At 60.3% G+C, this 14028-nt stretch carries 12 protein-coding genes and 3 tRNA genes; 9 read left to right on the top strand and 6 right to left on the bottom strand.

The window, feature by feature from the left end:
• Positions 1-111: 111 nt before the first annotated feature.
• From ACI2JX_RS08325 to ACI2JX_RS08315, 3 genes are all read right to left on the bottom strand, one after another.
• Positions 112-333 (bottom strand): FmdB family zinc ribbon protein, encoded by a 222-nt coding sequence (locus ACI2JX_RS08325; RefSeq protein WP_186555361.1) that lies wholly within the window; start codon positions 331-333, stop codon positions 112-114.
• A gap of 92 nt (positions 334-425) precedes the next feature.
• Positions 426-764, bottom strand: coding sequence for a ribbon-helix-helix domain-containing protein (locus ACI2JX_RS08320; protein WP_264236232.1), 339 nt, complete (start codon positions 762-764; stop codon positions 426-428).
• Between the two features lie 174 nt (positions 765-938).
• Positions 939-1412 carry a Dps family protein gene (locus ACI2JX_RS08315; RefSeq protein ID WP_186555362.1) on the bottom strand — a complete coding sequence of 158 codons (474 nt, stop codon included), beginning with the start codon at positions 1410-1412 and terminating at the stop codon, positions 939-941.
• A 280-nt stretch (positions 1413-1692) separates the two neighbouring features.
• On the opposite strand from ACI2JX_RS08315, the gene ACI2JX_RS08310 reads away from it, so the two are divergent.
• A complete protein-coding gene (locus ACI2JX_RS08310; protein WP_404689864.1) occupies positions 1693-2286 on the top strand; it encodes a cold shock domain-containing protein membrane protein in 594 nt (197 codons plus the stop codon).
• A 45-nt stretch (positions 2287-2331) separates the two neighbouring features.
• On the opposite strand, the gene ACI2JX_RS08305 is transcribed toward ACI2JX_RS08310, so the two are convergent.
• Together ACI2JX_RS08305 and ACI2JX_RS08300 are read right to left on the bottom strand one after the other, a co-directional pair.
• Positions 2332-2538 (bottom strand): SlyX family protein, encoded by a 207-nt coding sequence (locus tag ACI2JX_RS08305; protein WP_264236152.1) that lies wholly within the window; start codon positions 2536-2538, stop codon positions 2332-2334.
• Positions 2539-2542: 4 nt separating this feature from the next.
• Entirely contained in the window at positions 2543-2962 is a 420-nt protein-coding gene (locus ACI2JX_RS08300) for an HIT family protein (RefSeq protein ID WP_404689863.1), read from the bottom strand.
• 767 nt (positions 2963-3729) lie between these two features.
• Between ACI2JX_RS08300 and ACI2JX_RS08295 the strand changes: the two genes are divergently transcribed.
• The 3 genes from ACI2JX_RS08295 (at position 3730) to ACI2JX_RS08285 (ending at position 7897) form a co-directional block, all read left to right on the top strand.
• A complete protein-coding gene (locus ACI2JX_RS08295) occupies positions 3730-5046 on the top strand; it encodes an OprD family porin (RefSeq protein ID WP_264236150.1) in 1317 nt (438 codons plus the stop codon).
• Between the two features lie 160 nt (positions 5047-5206).
• Positions 5207-6922, top strand: coding sequence for a proline--tRNA ligase (locus ACI2JX_RS08290; protein ID WP_186555367.1), 1716 nt, complete (start codon positions 5207-5209; stop codon positions 6920-6922).
• Between the two features lie 21 nt (positions 6923-6943).
• The gene (locus ACI2JX_RS08285) at positions 6944-7897 is read left to right on the top strand and encodes a hypothetical protein (RefSeq protein ID WP_368973266.1); all 954 of its coding nucleotides are present in this window, start codon (positions 6944-6946) and stop codon (positions 7895-7897) included.
• Between the two features lie 46 nt (positions 7898-7943).
• Here ACI2JX_RS08285 and dinB read toward each other — a convergent pair whose 3' ends face one another.
• On the bottom strand, positions 7944-9002 hold the full coding sequence (gene dinB, locus ACI2JX_RS08280; protein WP_404690010.1) for a DNA polymerase IV: 1059 nt from the start codon (positions 9000-9002) through the stop codon (positions 7944-7946).
• A 220-nt stretch (positions 9003-9222) separates the two neighbouring features.
• On the opposite strand from dinB, the gene ACI2JX_RS08275 reads away from it, so the two are divergent.
• From ACI2JX_RS08275 to ACI2JX_RS08255, 5 genes are all read left to right on the top strand, one after another.
• A tRNA-Met gene (locus ACI2JX_RS08275) sits at positions 9223-9299 on the top strand.
• A 135-nt stretch (positions 9300-9434) separates the two neighbouring features.
• Positions 9435-9511, top strand: a tRNA-Met gene (locus tag ACI2JX_RS08270).
• A gap of 131 nt (positions 9512-9642) precedes the next feature.
• Positions 9643-9719 (top strand) — tRNA-Met (locus tag ACI2JX_RS08265).
• A 252-nt stretch (positions 9720-9971) separates the two neighbouring features.
• A complete protein-coding gene (gene mprF / locus ACI2JX_RS08260) occupies positions 9972-12614 on the top strand; it encodes a bifunctional lysylphosphatidylglycerol flippase/synthetase MprF (protein ID WP_404689862.1) in 2643 nt (880 codons plus the stop codon).
• On the top strand, positions 12614-13906 hold the full coding sequence (locus ACI2JX_RS08255) for a virulence factor family protein (protein ID WP_404689861.1): 1293 nt from the start codon (positions 12614-12616) through the stop codon (positions 13904-13906). The genes mprF and ACI2JX_RS08255 overlap by 1 nt, the downstream gene beginning before the upstream one ends.
• Positions 13907-14028: the final 122 nt, after the last annotated feature.

Genomic DNA, 14028 nt, shown 5'->3' with positions numbered 1-14028 from the left:
TTCAAGGAGGCCTTGGCCGCCCAAAGGGCTTAGGGCTTGTACGAAAAAAACCAGATCGGTGATTTTTCGTGCAAACCCTTATAGTGCAAGACCCGGACGTTGCAATTCAACTCAGTCGGCCTTGTCGCCGCCGGCCAGATTCTTTTTCGCCCCGGTCTTGAAGTCGGTTTCATACCAACCCGTGCCGCTCAGGCGAAAGCCGGGTACCGACAGCAGCTTTTTCAATGCCGGCGCCTGACAGGCCGGGCAATCGGTCAGCGGCGCGGCGCTGATCTTCTGCAGCGCTTCGAACTGGTGTTCACAGGCTGCACATTGATAGTCATAAAGTGGCATGGGTGTCTCTCGTCAACCACAACGCTGGCTGCCAGGGCAGCAAAAACCGCGATTATATATGGTTAGAGAGTGCTGTGCAGCCCGCCCGGCGATCAATGCGTGGTTGGTGGATCAAGCAGCCAGGCTACACAAATCACCCGGATCAGACCACTGAAGTTCCTCACCCCACCCTGGCGCAAGTGCACCTCGCGGTCCACGTAGGACAATATCGCACTGACCGAGCAACCATTGGCTTCGGCGATTCGTTGCAGAATTCGCCAGTAGACCTGCTCCAGGCGCAAGCAGGTAGCAAAGCCGTTGAGCCGCACCGAGCGCGATACCGGCCGCACCTGGGCCATGTCGAAGTCTGCGCCAAAAGGGTCTATGCACTGCTTACCCAGACACCCACCCTGGCTAGCATTGCGCTTGCCACGCTGCCCACTGATTTCCATTTCCATTGTTTCCACTCCATCGCCAAAAGAACTGCCCATGCACCAGAGCACGTGGGCATGGCGTCCAATGAAGCGCTGCAACGGAGTTGAAAAGCAGCGGCAAAGCTTTCCTTAAGGAAACAAAAAGCCCGGCAACACGAAGCGCAGCCGGGCCTGGTTCAGCGGATCAGATTGTCATTTACCCTCGAGCAGCACTCGCAGCATCCAAGCGGTTTTTTCATGCACCTGCATGCGCTGGGTCAGAAGGTCTGCGGTCGGCTCGTCACTGACCTTGTCAACGACCGGGAAAATACTGCGCGCGGTACGCGTGACCGCCTCTTGCCCTTCGACCAGCTGGCGGATCATCTCATCGGCAGGGGGTACGCCTTCCTCCTCCTTGATCGAGGAGTGACGTGCGTAGAATGCGTAGGAGCCAGGCGCTGGGAAGCCCAGTGCACGAATTCGCTCGGCGATTGAGTCCACAGCCAGGGCCAGTTCGTTGTACTGCTCTTCGAACATCAGGTGCAGGGTACGAAACGATGGGCCGGTCACGTTCCAATGAAAGTTATGGGTTTTCAGATACAGCACATAGGTATCCGACAACAGGCGGGATAGCCCATCTACGATGGACTTGCGATCTTCTTCACTGATACCGATATCGATTGCCATGAAGTTCCCCTTTCCATAAGGCTTGATGAGTCAAGCGGGCGATCCACACTGTAACAAGACTTGCCCCAGCGTGCATGTGACCTACGGCAACTCATCAGCTCGCCTACCCCTCGGTTTGAGAAGCCTGCGCCTTTGCTGTTAAATAGGCAGCGTGCCACCCGTGCGGACTGTAAATGCCGGGTGCATAGGCTGGCCAGCCGCGTGACCGCGCTTTCTATCTCCTGCGCACCGCGCTGACAGCTCTTCCTGTGATCGGCCTTATCAATGTGAGCCTAACCAAATGTTCAAGATCGTCCATCTGGTGACGGGCGTTGCAGCTTTGCTGCTGTCGCTCATACCCAGCCTGAAAACCGAAGCTATACCTTTCCTGCAGCAACCGCAGGCCATCTACCTGGCCTTGCTCGGCCTGCTTAACCTGCTTCTGGCACCGGTGGTGCCGTTGTACTACAGAGGCGCGCGCCAGCAGCTGCAACACCTGGCCAGCGCCCTGCTGGTGGTCGCGGTGATCCTGCAGACCGTGACCCTGCTGGCACGACCGGAACTGGGCGATCTACCCGCCCTGCTCTGCGCCGCCCTGGCCATCGCCCTGCACCTGGGCGCAGGCTTTGCCCACAGCCCCAAGAAAGCTCGCGCCAGCGCCAGCAGCACGCAAGATGCAGGCAAGCGCGATACCGGCACCGTCAAGTGGTTCAACACGTCCAAGGGGTTTGGTTTTATTTCCCGCGACTCCGGTGACGATATCTTCGTGCACTTTCGCGCCATTCGTGGCGAGGGCCACCGGGTCCTGGTCGAAGGCCAGCGCGTGGAGTTCTCGGTCATGCACCGCGACAAAGGCCTGCAGGCCGAAGATGTGATCGCGGTTTCTCGCCGCTGATTGGGTCTACCTTGCGGGAGCCTCGCTCCCGCAAGTCCCGCAGTCTCAATAATGAGGCGGCGGCGCTTCCTCTCCCTCGCTGCCGTACTGCCCCACCATTTCCTCGTAGCGCTTGATCAGCTCGGCGATCTGCAACTGCAGGCGATCGATCACCCGCCCCTGCTCGACCACCACGTCATTGAGCGCCTGAATGGTGTCGTCCTGAAACGCCATGCGGGTTTCCAGGTCGATGATTTGCGATTCCAGCGACATACCTTCAAGCCTCCTTGTAGCTGGCATTCAACACCGAACGCAGGCGCTGACGGATGTCATCCAACTGCTCCTGACGGTATTCGAGCGCAGCCACCTTGCCCCACACCGGCGCCGGCCATGCGGCATCGTCGTGGCGGCGCACGATCACATGCATGTGCAGTTGGCTGACCACATTACCCAGGGTGGCAACGTTCATCTTGTCAGCCTTGAACGCCGACTTGAGCGCACCGGCCAGGTAGTTGGTTTCCTGCCAGAGCAACTGCTGGTCGGCTTCACTCAGGTCGAACAGCTCGCTGATCCCGGCTTGGCGTGGGACCAGAATGAACCATGGGTAGTTGGCATCCTTGCTGAGCAACAGCTGGCACAGCGGAAAATTCCCCAGGACCAGGGAATCCTGCTGCAGACGCGAATCCAGGACGAACACGGCAACGCTCCTTCTTTAATAACGCAGCCCGTAGATCACGGGCATTGATGGGCGAAGGATACCCTGCTTCGCGTGCGCCAGCATGAAATGCCGCCCACAGGGGCGCTGGAGCACGGTTTTGGTTCACGCCACACGATTGCGAGCCCCAAGCCGGTAACACAGCGCTACTTTTCGCACCAAAATGAAACAAAAAAATCCAGTAAACAGGACTCATTCACACTAAAACTACTCAGCGTGAGCAGTTAGCGGTAACACATTGAGTTAGTTAGCAACCTTACAGTTTCACTTCGCCAGTATTACTGGCACACCATCAGACAGCCACGCCCCCGTGTTTCCGGCAGTTCTCTCCTGCCACCACGGGCGAATGTGAAAATTTCATCAAGGCTGTGTGAAATTGTGCACGCTTGTTGCATTCCCTTTCGGCCATGTCGGCACGACACCTGCATTGGGCGGGTGGACGCGACAAATAACAACAGCGGCATTGGAAAACCAGGGAGTTTCAAAGCTTGATTGTGTTCTTTACACATTCGTGACGGCGATTGAAGCAACGCTGGGGTGGACGTCCCTGATTCGGGACGTGATTTGCGACAAGGAATTAACCAAAAGCGACAAGTTATAAAGTTTCTGAAAAGTTGCTTTTTACATATCGCCAAGATCAGTCAGCGTGATATACATTTTCGCCGACATAACAAGAAAGAGCTGCCCCATATAACTAAAACTCTTGGGCGCAGCGGTACTCTTCCTAAAAACCAAAGGAGCAAATCACGATGCGCGTGATGAAGTGGAGCATGATCGCCCTGGCCGTTGCGGCAGGGACCTCGCAGATGGCCATCGCCTCTTCGCAAGATGAATCCAAAGGCTTTGTCGAAGACAGCCAACTGGGTGTAAAACTGCGTAACCTGTACTTCAGCCGTGACTTCCGTAACAACGACGACGACAAGAGCCGTAGCGCCGAATGGGGCCAAGGCTTCATCGGTACGTTCGAGTCCGGCTTCACCCAAGGCACTGTCGGCGTAGGCTTTGATGCTATCGGCCTGCTGGGCCTGAAATTGGATGGCGGCAAGGGCACCTCGGGCACCGGCCTGTTCCCAACTGGCTCCGACGGTCGTTCGCAAGATGACTACTCCGAAGCGCACGGTGCAGTAAAACTGCGTATTTCCGACACCACTCTCAAGTACGGTGGCCAGTTCACCGCACTGCCAGTCTTCGCTACCGACGATAGCCGCTTGCTGCCAGAAGTTGCCGAAGGCTTCTTGCTGACCAGCAAGGAAATCAAAGGCCTTGAGCTGAACGCGGGTCACTTCACTCGCCTGAACGCCCAAGCCCAATCCTATAAGGACAGCATCGGCGGCAAGAACCGCACTACTGGCATCAAGAACCCAGGCCTGACCGAAGCCAACGTCTTCGGTGGCACCTATGCCGTGACTGACGGCCTGAGCACCAGCCTTTACTACTCGCGCGTGGAAGATCACTTCCGCAAGTGGTACGGCAACATCAACTGGGCGCTGCCAATCAGCGACAATCAGGGCCTGGTGTTCGACTTCAACATCTATGACACCAAATCGATCGGCGACAACCGTACCGGCGCCGCAGTCGCCAAGTCCGATGGCAGCCGTGATCTGGACAACATCGCAGCAAGCTTGTCCGCTGCCTACAACATCGGCGCCCACACCTTCACCCTGGCCTACCAGAAAGTCAGCGGCGATGGTGACTACGCCTACGGCATCGACGGCGGCGGCACCGTGTTCCTGGCCAACTCCATCGCGCGTTCCGACTTCAACGCCGAAGACGAGAAATCCTGGCAGGCTCGCTACGACCTGAACTTCGCCGAGTTCGGCATCCCTGGCCTGACCTTCATGACCCGCTACGCCCGTGGTACCGGTGCAACCACCGAGACCACCAACAACGGCAAGGAATGGGAACGCGACATCGACGTGAAATACGTCCTGCAGGAAGGCCCTGCCAAGGACCTGAGCTTCCGCGTCCGTCAAGCCACCTACCGCTCCAGCGATGGCGTCTACTACGGTTCGAGCTCGATCGACGAACTGCGTCTGATCGTCGAGTACCCGCTGAGCATCCTGTAAGCCTGGCTTGCAGTGCCCAGCACTTGAAAAAGCCCGGCGATCACGCCGGGCTTTTTCTTGGCTGACAAGCGCCCCGCTCTGGGGCATCCTGTACGCTTTCGTTTCGCCCCCGTAGAATGCGGGGTCATTTCAACGTCTTAGGCAATCGACACGGCTCCCCATGCGCACCAGTCAATATTTGCTCGCCACCCAGAAAGAAACCCCTGCAGATGCAGTGGTCATCAGCCACCAGCTCATGCTGCGTGCCGGCATGATCCGCAAGCTGGCCTCCGGCCTGTACACCTGGCTGCCGATGGGCCTGCGGGTAATGCGCAAGGTCGAAGCCGTGGTGCGCGAAGAAATGAACGCTGCTGGCGCCCTGGAAGTGCTGATGCCGAGCATCCAGCCTGCCGAACTGTGGCAGGAATCGGGCCGCTGGGAGCAATACGGCCCTGAGCTGCTGCGCCTCAAGGACCGTCACGGCCGTGAGTTCTGCGTCGGCCCGACCCACGAAGAGGTCATCACTGACCTGGCCCGCAACGAGCTGTCCAGCTATAAACAGCTGCCGCTGAACATGTACCAGATCCAGACCAAGTTCCGTGACGAAATCCGTCCACGCTTTGGCCTGATGCGCGGCCGCGAATTCATCATGAAGGACGCCTACTCGTTCCATGCCGACCAGGCTTCCCTGCAGGAAACCTACGACCGCATGCACCAGGCGTACTGCAACATCTTCACCCGCCTGGGCCTGGATTTCCGTCCGGTGCAGGCCGACACCGGCTCCATCGGTGGCAGCTACTCGCACGAATTCCACGTTCTGGCCTCCTCCGGCGAAGACGACGTGATCTTCAGCGACACCTCCGACTACGCCGCCAACATCGAGAAGGCCGAGGCCATCCCGCGTGAAACCGTGCGTCCAGCCCCTACCGAGGAGCTGCGCCTGGTCGACACCCCGGACGCCAAGACCATCGCCCAGTTGGTCGAGAACTACAACCTGGCGATCGAGAAGACCGTCAAGACCCTGATCGTGCGCGGCGCCGAAGAAGGCAAGCTGATCGCCTTGGTGGTACGTGGCGACCACGAGCTCAACGAAATCAAGGCCGCCAAGCTTGAGCAGGTCGCAGATCCGCTGGTCATGGCTACCGACGCCGAACTGCGTGACGCCATTGGCGCTGGCGCAGGCTCACTGGGCCCGCTGAACCTGCCGCTGGAATGCATCATCGACCGTTCGGTCGCCCTGATGAGCGACTTTGGCATCGGCGCCAACATCGACGACAAGCACTACTTCGGCGTCAACTGGGAGCGTGACCTGCCCGTTCCACAAGTGGCCGACCTGCGCAACGTGGTTGCCGGCGACCCAAGCCCAGATGGCCAGGGCACCCTGGTAATCAAGCGCGGCATCGAAGTGGGCCACATCTTCCAGCTTGGCACCAAGTACAGCGAGGCGCTGAAGTGCCAGGTACTGGGTGAAAACGGCAAGCCAGTCGTGTTGTCGATGGGCTGCTACGGCATTGGCGTGTCGCGCGTGGTCGCCGCTGCCATCGAGCAGAACTTCGATGATAAAGGCATCATCTGGAGCGACACCTTGGCGCCCTTCCAGATTGCCCTGGTACCGCTGCGCTACGAGACCGAGCAGGTTCGCGAGGCAACCGACAAGCTGTACGCCGAACTGACCGCTGCAGGTTTCGAAGTACTGCTCGACGACCGTGACAAGAAGACCAGCCCGGGCATCAAGTTCGCCGACATGGAATTGATCGGCATTCCACACCGGATCGTGGTCAGCGACCGCGGCCTGGCCGAGGGCAACCTGGAGTACAAGCACCGCACTGAGCAAGAAGCCCAGCCTCTGCCGCTCAATGACGTGCTGACCTTCCTGCAAGCCCGCATCCGTCGCTGATAGCCCAATGCGCGAGTGATCATGTACAAGCGAAGTACCATTACCCTGGGGGGCGCCGCACTGTGCGGCGCCCTGTTCGTCAGCGGCTGCGCCAACCAGATGTCCCAGCGCAGCGAGCATGAGGAACGCGTCGAGCGCAAGCTGCTCGAACACAGTCTGCAGATCGACGTCGGCGAGCCCAAGGTGATGGAGCTGCCCCAGCGACGAGTGCGCGTCCACGAGCAGCAGCGCTTCGAAGTCACCGAGTTCGAAGTGACCCGCCGTTACGACCGCTATACCCCCTACCAGCCTTGGCGGGAGATCTACGAGATCCCGCTGGGTGCGGTGGCGGTAGTTGCAGGTGTAGGCGCCAACGTGGTCAATGTGTTCGCCCTGGGCAACCTGCCGGACAGCGTCACCCATGACTGGCTGAGCTACGGCGTGGCCGGGCTCAACCCGTTCATGAACGTGCAGTCCAATGGCCGTGCGCAACAGAACCTGGCGGGTATCAGCGAGGTGGAGAAAGCCAAGCGCGAAGAGTCCACCAGCCTGCCCTGGAGCGAACGCCTGGTCGAGGTCAAGGCTGGCAAAGCCAGCCATGAGCTGACGACCGACCGCAACGGCGTACTGCGCCTGAACCTGTTGGATTCGCCATTCTCCGAGCAGAATCTCAGCCGCGTTGGCACCTTGCACTTGCAAGTGGTCGATGAGGACAACGGGATTCGCGGCGACGCCAGCCTGCTGGTCAGCGGCAATCTGCGCAGCAAGCTGCTGGAGGCCCACCACCTGATCTTCGATGACCTTGAGGACGATGAAGTCGGCCAATGGGTGCACCGGGTCAAGCGTCTGTCTGAGCTGGGCCTGGAAGAGGAAGCCAGTGAACTGGAGCAGAGCTTGATCGAGCTGACGCGCAACGATCCGGAGCTGCAGCAGGAGTTTTTACAGGCGCTGACCAAGCAGACCGGCCGGCTTGTGGCGGACCCTGGGGTCCAGTAAAGATCCAAAATCCTGGGGCCGCTTTGCGGCCCCAGTGCTGCTGATTTCAACAGCCAGGGAAGAGCTCCAACTGCTCATGCGCCCCACGCAAATCCCTTAACCGAACCCCCACCCCCAGCAACCTCACCGGCTTGCCACCGCGAGCGAATGCCTGGCTGAGCAACTGCCGATAACTTTCCAGATCGCGCCCCGCCCCGGCCTGCTCCAGGGTCGTCTGGCTGAAATCGTGAAACTTGACCTTCACGAAGGGTTTGTCCGCCTTGTAGCTACTGTCCATGCGCGCCACCCGCTCATTGAGACTCTCCAGCAGCGCCGGCAGCTTCTCCAGGCAAGTGTTCAAGTCCGGAAGGTCGGTATCGTAGGTGTTCTCGACGCTGACCGACTGCCGGCGGCTGTCGTTGTGCACCACGCGCTCATCTATACCCCGCGCCAGCCCCCACAACCGCTCGCCAAAACTGCCAAATTCGCGCACCAGGGCCAGCTTTGACCAGTCGCGCATGTCCATGCAGGTATCGATGCCCAAGCGCGTCAGCTTATCGGCAGTGACCTTGCCCACCCCATGCAACCGTGCAACCGGCAAGGCCGCCACAAAAGCCTCTACTTCACCCGGGGTGATGACAAACAGGCCATTGGGTTTGCGCCAGTCACTGGCAATCTTGGCCAAGAACTTGTTCGGCGCAACGCCCGCCGAGACAGTGATGTGCAAGGTCTTGGCCACCCGTCGACGAATATCTTCGGCGATCCGCGTGGCACTGCCGGCAAACCATTGGCTATCACTGACATCCAGATAGGCCTCATCCAGCGACAGAGGTTCGATCAGCTCAGTGTAATCGCGGAAAATCGCATGAATTTCGCGTGAGGCCTCGCGGTAGGCCTCAAAGCGCGGCTTGACGATCAGCAGATCCGGGCACAGCTTGAGCGCATGACGCGACGACATGGCAGAGCGCACGCCATAGGCCCGCGCCTCGTAGTTGCAAGTGGCGATCACCCCGCGATGATCTGCCGAGCCACCCACCGCCATTGGCCGACCGGCCAGAGTGGGGTCGTCACGCATCTCGATGGCTGCGTAAAAGCAGTCGCAGTCGATGTGGATGATCTTGCGCAGGGACATGGATGACCGTTAGCACTGTAAATTCATACAGATATTACCGTAAGCGCCCCTCAGTGAAATAGTCACGCCGTGACACTCTCGACAATCGGCCTGCAAGCCCCGCCGTTACTGCCCCGCAGGGCCAATCGAGGCGCTAACAGATTGAACGGAAAAGAAATTTCCCCAGAAATAACTTGACTCTGCGGCGCAAAACCGTAGAATTCATCTCAACAGGCGCGGGATGGAGCAGCCTGGTAGCTCGTCGGGCTCATAACCCGAAGGTCGTCGGTTCAAATCCGGCTCCCGCAACCAGATTCAGAAAAAGGCCACTGTCTAGACAGTGGCCTTTTTCATTGTCCGTAAATAACTTTACCTGAAATAAATCTAGAGAAATCAAAGGTTAACGTTTGACTCTGCGGCAGATGTCCGTATAGTGCACCCCACTGACGCGGGATGGAGCAGCTTGGTAGCTCGTCGGGCTCATAACCCGAAGGTCGTTGGTTCAAATCCAGCTCCCGCAACCAGATTCAAGAAAAGGCCACTGTTGATACAGTGGCCTTTTTTATTGACTACGAAATGGCCTGACAGAAATTTACCGCAAATCAAAGATTAACCTTGACGCCGCGGTGGATATCCGTAGAATGCGCCCCACTGACGCGGGATGGAGCAGCCTGGTAGCTCGTCGGGCTCATAACCCGAAGGTCGTCGGTTCAAATCCGGCTCCCGCAACCATATTCGTCAGAACAAACCCCGCCTGCTTTCAGCAGTGCGGGGTTTGTTGTTTTCAGGGTTTGTATCCCCGCCGGTCAAGCCCCTCCTCCGCCCCTCCCCTCTGGCAGGCACCCCGCCTGGATGAACTATCTTTAACCGTGCCAAACGGCTGAAAGCGACTCCGTCAGGAGTAACATCTGGATACGTTTTCCAAAGGGACTTCCACTTGGCCGCACCTTCCCCCTACCTCGCGCTGTCCACCCGAGGTACTGCATGACCGCCCACAACTGCGAACCTCAAACGCCTCTGGCTGCGGCACTGCCGGTTGCTGCCCAACGCCTGCCCTGGGTTGAACGGCTGAGCCGCTACCGCCAACCGATTGGCCTGGCATTGACCCTGCTGTTGTTCGGCATGGCCTTGGTTGCTTGTCGCCATCTGCTCAGCGAGCTGGACATCTACGCGCTGCATGACGCCATGCTCAGCGTGCCTAGCCAATCGCTGTTCGGCGCCCTGCTGGCGACCGTGCTGGGCTTCGTCATTCTGCTCGGCTACGAATGGTCGGCCAGCCGCTATGCCGGCGTGCAGTTGCCTGCCCGCACCCTGGTGCTGGGTGGCTTCAGCGCTTTCGCCATCGGCAATGCGATTGGTCTGTCGATGCTTTCCGGGGGGTCGGTGCGCTATCGTCTGTATGCCCGCCAAGGCCTGGGGGCTGCTGAGGTTGCGCGGATGACGGTTTTCGCCAGCCTTTCGCTGGGCTGTGCACTGCCACCGCTGGCCGCATTAGCGACGTTGAGCAATCTACCCGCAGCCTCCACTGCCCTGCGCATGCCGGTAGGTTGGCTGGCCGGCATTGCAATTGCGGTGCTGACCCTGACCGCCTTGCTGGTAGCTGGCCTGTATCGCCGCCGCCTGGCCGAGCAACCCTTGCGCGACAGCCTGCTGGTGCAGCTCGGCCGACGCTCCTTGCGCCTGCCTAGTGGTCGCCTTGCGGCACTGCAATTGTTGATCACTGCGCTAGATGTCGCCGCCGCGGCCACGGTGTTGTACCTGCTGTTGCCCGAGGCACCGCCCTTCGCCGCTTTTGTGCTGGTCTACCTGCTGGCCTTGGCCGCTGGGGTACTCAGCCATGTGCCGGGGGGTGTCGGTGTGTTCGAGGCCATCCTGCTGGCGGCCTTCGCCGATCAACTGGGAGCTGCGCCACTGGCTGCTGCCCTGCTGCTGTATCGCTTGATCTATGTAGTGCTACCGCTGCTGCTGGCCTGCGTGCTGCTGCTGGCCAACGAGGCGCGACGCTTGCTACTGGCCCAGCAGGCGATCAAGGCCGCCTCAGGGCTGGCCGCGCCGGTATTGGCCATCCTGGTGTTCCTGTCTGGCGTGGTGCTGCTGTTCTCTGGTGCCACTCCAGAGATCGACACACGCCTGGAGCACTTGGGGTTCCTGGTGCCGCACCGGCTGATCGATGCCTCGCACTTTGGCGCCAGCCTGATTGGCGTACTGTGCCTGCTGCTGGCACAAGGACTGCGCCGACGCCTGTCCGCTGCCTGGCTGCTGACTACGGTTCTGCTGCTGGTCGGCGCGCTGCTGTCGCTGCTCAAGGGCTTTGACTGGGAAGAAGCCTGCGTGCTGACCTTTACCGCAGCGCTGCTGGCGTTGTTCCGGCGCTCGTTCTATCGACCCAGCCGCTTGCTGGAGCTGCCTTTCTCGCCAGTCTACCTGGTTGCCAGCGCCTGCGTCGTGGGCGCGTCGGTATGGCTGCTGCTGTTTGCCTATCAAGATGTTCCCTACAGCCATCAGTTATGGTGGCAATTCACCCTGGATGCCGACGCCCCACGCGGCCTGCGCGCAGCCATGGGCAGCGCGGTACTGCTGGTGTTCGTGGTCCTGACTTGGCTGCTACGTACTGCCAGGCCGGTGATCCACCTACCCAATGAACACGAGCTACAGCGCGCCAAGCAGATCCTGCTGAGCTCCGATCAGCCCGACGGTGGCCTGGCCCTGACCGGCGACAAGGCGCTGTTGTTCCACCCCAACGACAACGCTTTCATCATGTATGCCCGTCGTGGGCGCAGCTTGGTGGCCCTGTACGACCCGATCGGCCCGGCCCAGGAGCGTGCCGAGATGATCTGGCAGTTCCGCGACCTGTGCGACCTGCACCACGCCCGCCCGGTGTTCTACCAGGTGCGCGCAGAGAACCTGCCGTTCTACATGGACATCGGCCTGACCGCGCTCAAGCTCGGCGAAGAAGCGCGGGTCGACCTGCGCCGCTTCGACCTGGAGGCCAAGGGCAAGGAGATGAAAGACCTGCGCTACACCTGGAACCGCGGCGGCCGTGATGGCTTGACCCTTGAGCTACACGAACCCGGCCAAGCGCCACTTGAAGCACTCAAGCAGATCTCCGACGCCTGGCTGCAAGGCAAGAACGTACGCGAGAAAGGCTTCTCGCTCGGGCGCTTCAGCCCCGACTATCTGCAGCACTTTCGGATCGCCCTGATTCGCTTCCAAGGCCGCCCGGTAGCGTTTGCCAACCTGCTGGAAACGCACAGCAACGAGCTGGCCAGCCTCGATCTGATGCGGGCGCACCCGGAGGCGCCGAAGCTGACCATGGAATTCATGATGATCGGCCTGATCCTGCATTACAAAAGCCATGATTACGGGCGCTTCAGCCTCGGCATGGTGCCGCTTTCCGGTCTGCAGCCACGGCGTGGCGCCCCCTTGACCCAACGCCTGGGTTCGATGGTGTTCCAGCGCGGCGAGCAGCTTTACAACTTCCAGGGCCTGCGGCGCTTCAAGGACAAGTTCCAGCCGGACTGGGAACCTCGTTACATGGCTGTGCCAGCCGGGCTCGACCCGCTGGTGGCGCTGGCCGACACTGCCGCCCTGATCGCGGGCGGCCTGACTGGATTGGTGAAACGTTGATGATCCGACGCTATTGGCAGTACGTATTGATTGCCTTGCTGGTGGCCCTGGCGGCTGCGGCAGTAGGGTTCTGGCTGTGGACCCGCCCAGCGCCGGAGGCGCACATTGAGCACCTGGCGCTGAGCGATGGCAGCAGCCTGGTTCGTGCCACCCCCGGTGTGCACGCCAAAGCCCGCGTGGCCATCGGCGTACCTGAAGATCAAGTACTGAGCGATAAGCAGTTGCTCGACCTGAGCCAGGCCGGTGAGGCGCAACTGGTGCAAGTGATCCTGCCACCCAATGACTGCGCCAAGCAGCAACAGGCCCTGGACCAGGCCATCAGCCATTTGTCCGCTGCGCCCACCCTGGTGGCAGGCATCGGCCCTGGCGGTGCCCAGGCCTGGCGTTGGCTGGCCAGCCAACGCGACGACAAGGCGCGCGCCATCTCGGTTGACTTCAACCTCGAACAACCCGGCTGCCCGGCACTGCCCAAGGCTGCTGCCCACGGCCATTGGAACGTGGCCTGGAACGACAACCCGGACGACGCCAGCGCTGCCTTCGTGCGTGACCAGGCCAACGCCGAGACCAGCATCAGTGACTACGACATCCACCTGCCACAAGTGCTCAAGAGCCAGCTGACCCAAGCCCTGGTCGGCCATGACGGCAATGCCTTGAGTATCCCAGTGGTAGAAGTGCCGGCGGGCCAAACCACCGATACCGTGACCCTGTTCCTCTCCGGTGACGGCGGCTGGCGTGACCTCGATCGCGATGTCGCCGGCGAGATGGCCAAGCTCGGCTACCCCGTGGTGGGTATCGATACCCTGCGCTACTACTGGCAGCACAAGACGCCCGAGCAAAGCGCTGCCGACCTGTCCGAGTTGATGCAGCACTATCGGCAGAAATGGGGTACCAAGCGCTTCGTGCTCACCGGCTACTCGTTCGGCGCCGATGTGTTGCCAGCGATCTACAACCGCTTGCCAGCCGAAGACCAGCAACGGGTCGACGCGGTGATCCTGCTGGCCTTCGCCCGCAGTGGCAGTTTTGAGATCGAAGTCGAGGGCTGGTTGGGCAAGGAAGGCCAGGAAGCGCCGACCGGGCCGGAAATGGCCCGCATGCCGGCGGCCAAGGTGGTGTGCATCTATGGTGTCGAAGAAAGCGACGAGAGTGGCTGTACCGATCACACCGCCGTCGGCGAGCGCCTGAAGCTACCGGGCGGGCATCATTTCGATGAGAACTACCCGGCGCTGGCCAAGCGCTTGATCGGCGAGATCGAGACACGTCAGGGCAAATCGAGCGTCGCTGAGCAGAACTGATCGAAAGCAGAAAAAAACAGTGCTGCTGTGTCAGTTCAGGACTCTTCGCGGGCAAGCCCGCCCATACAGGGAATCTTGTGGGAGCTGGCTTGCCCGCGAAGAGGCCTGAACTGACACAACCC

Origin of the sequence: Pseudomonas sp. NPDC088890 (assembly GCF_044900155.1) — a bacterium.
GTDB classification, from domain to species: Bacteria; Pseudomonadota; Gammaproteobacteria; order Pseudomonadales; family Pseudomonadaceae; genus Aquipseudomonas; species Aquipseudomonas urmiensis.
This window is presented reverse-complemented; position numbering and strand designations above follow the sequence as displayed.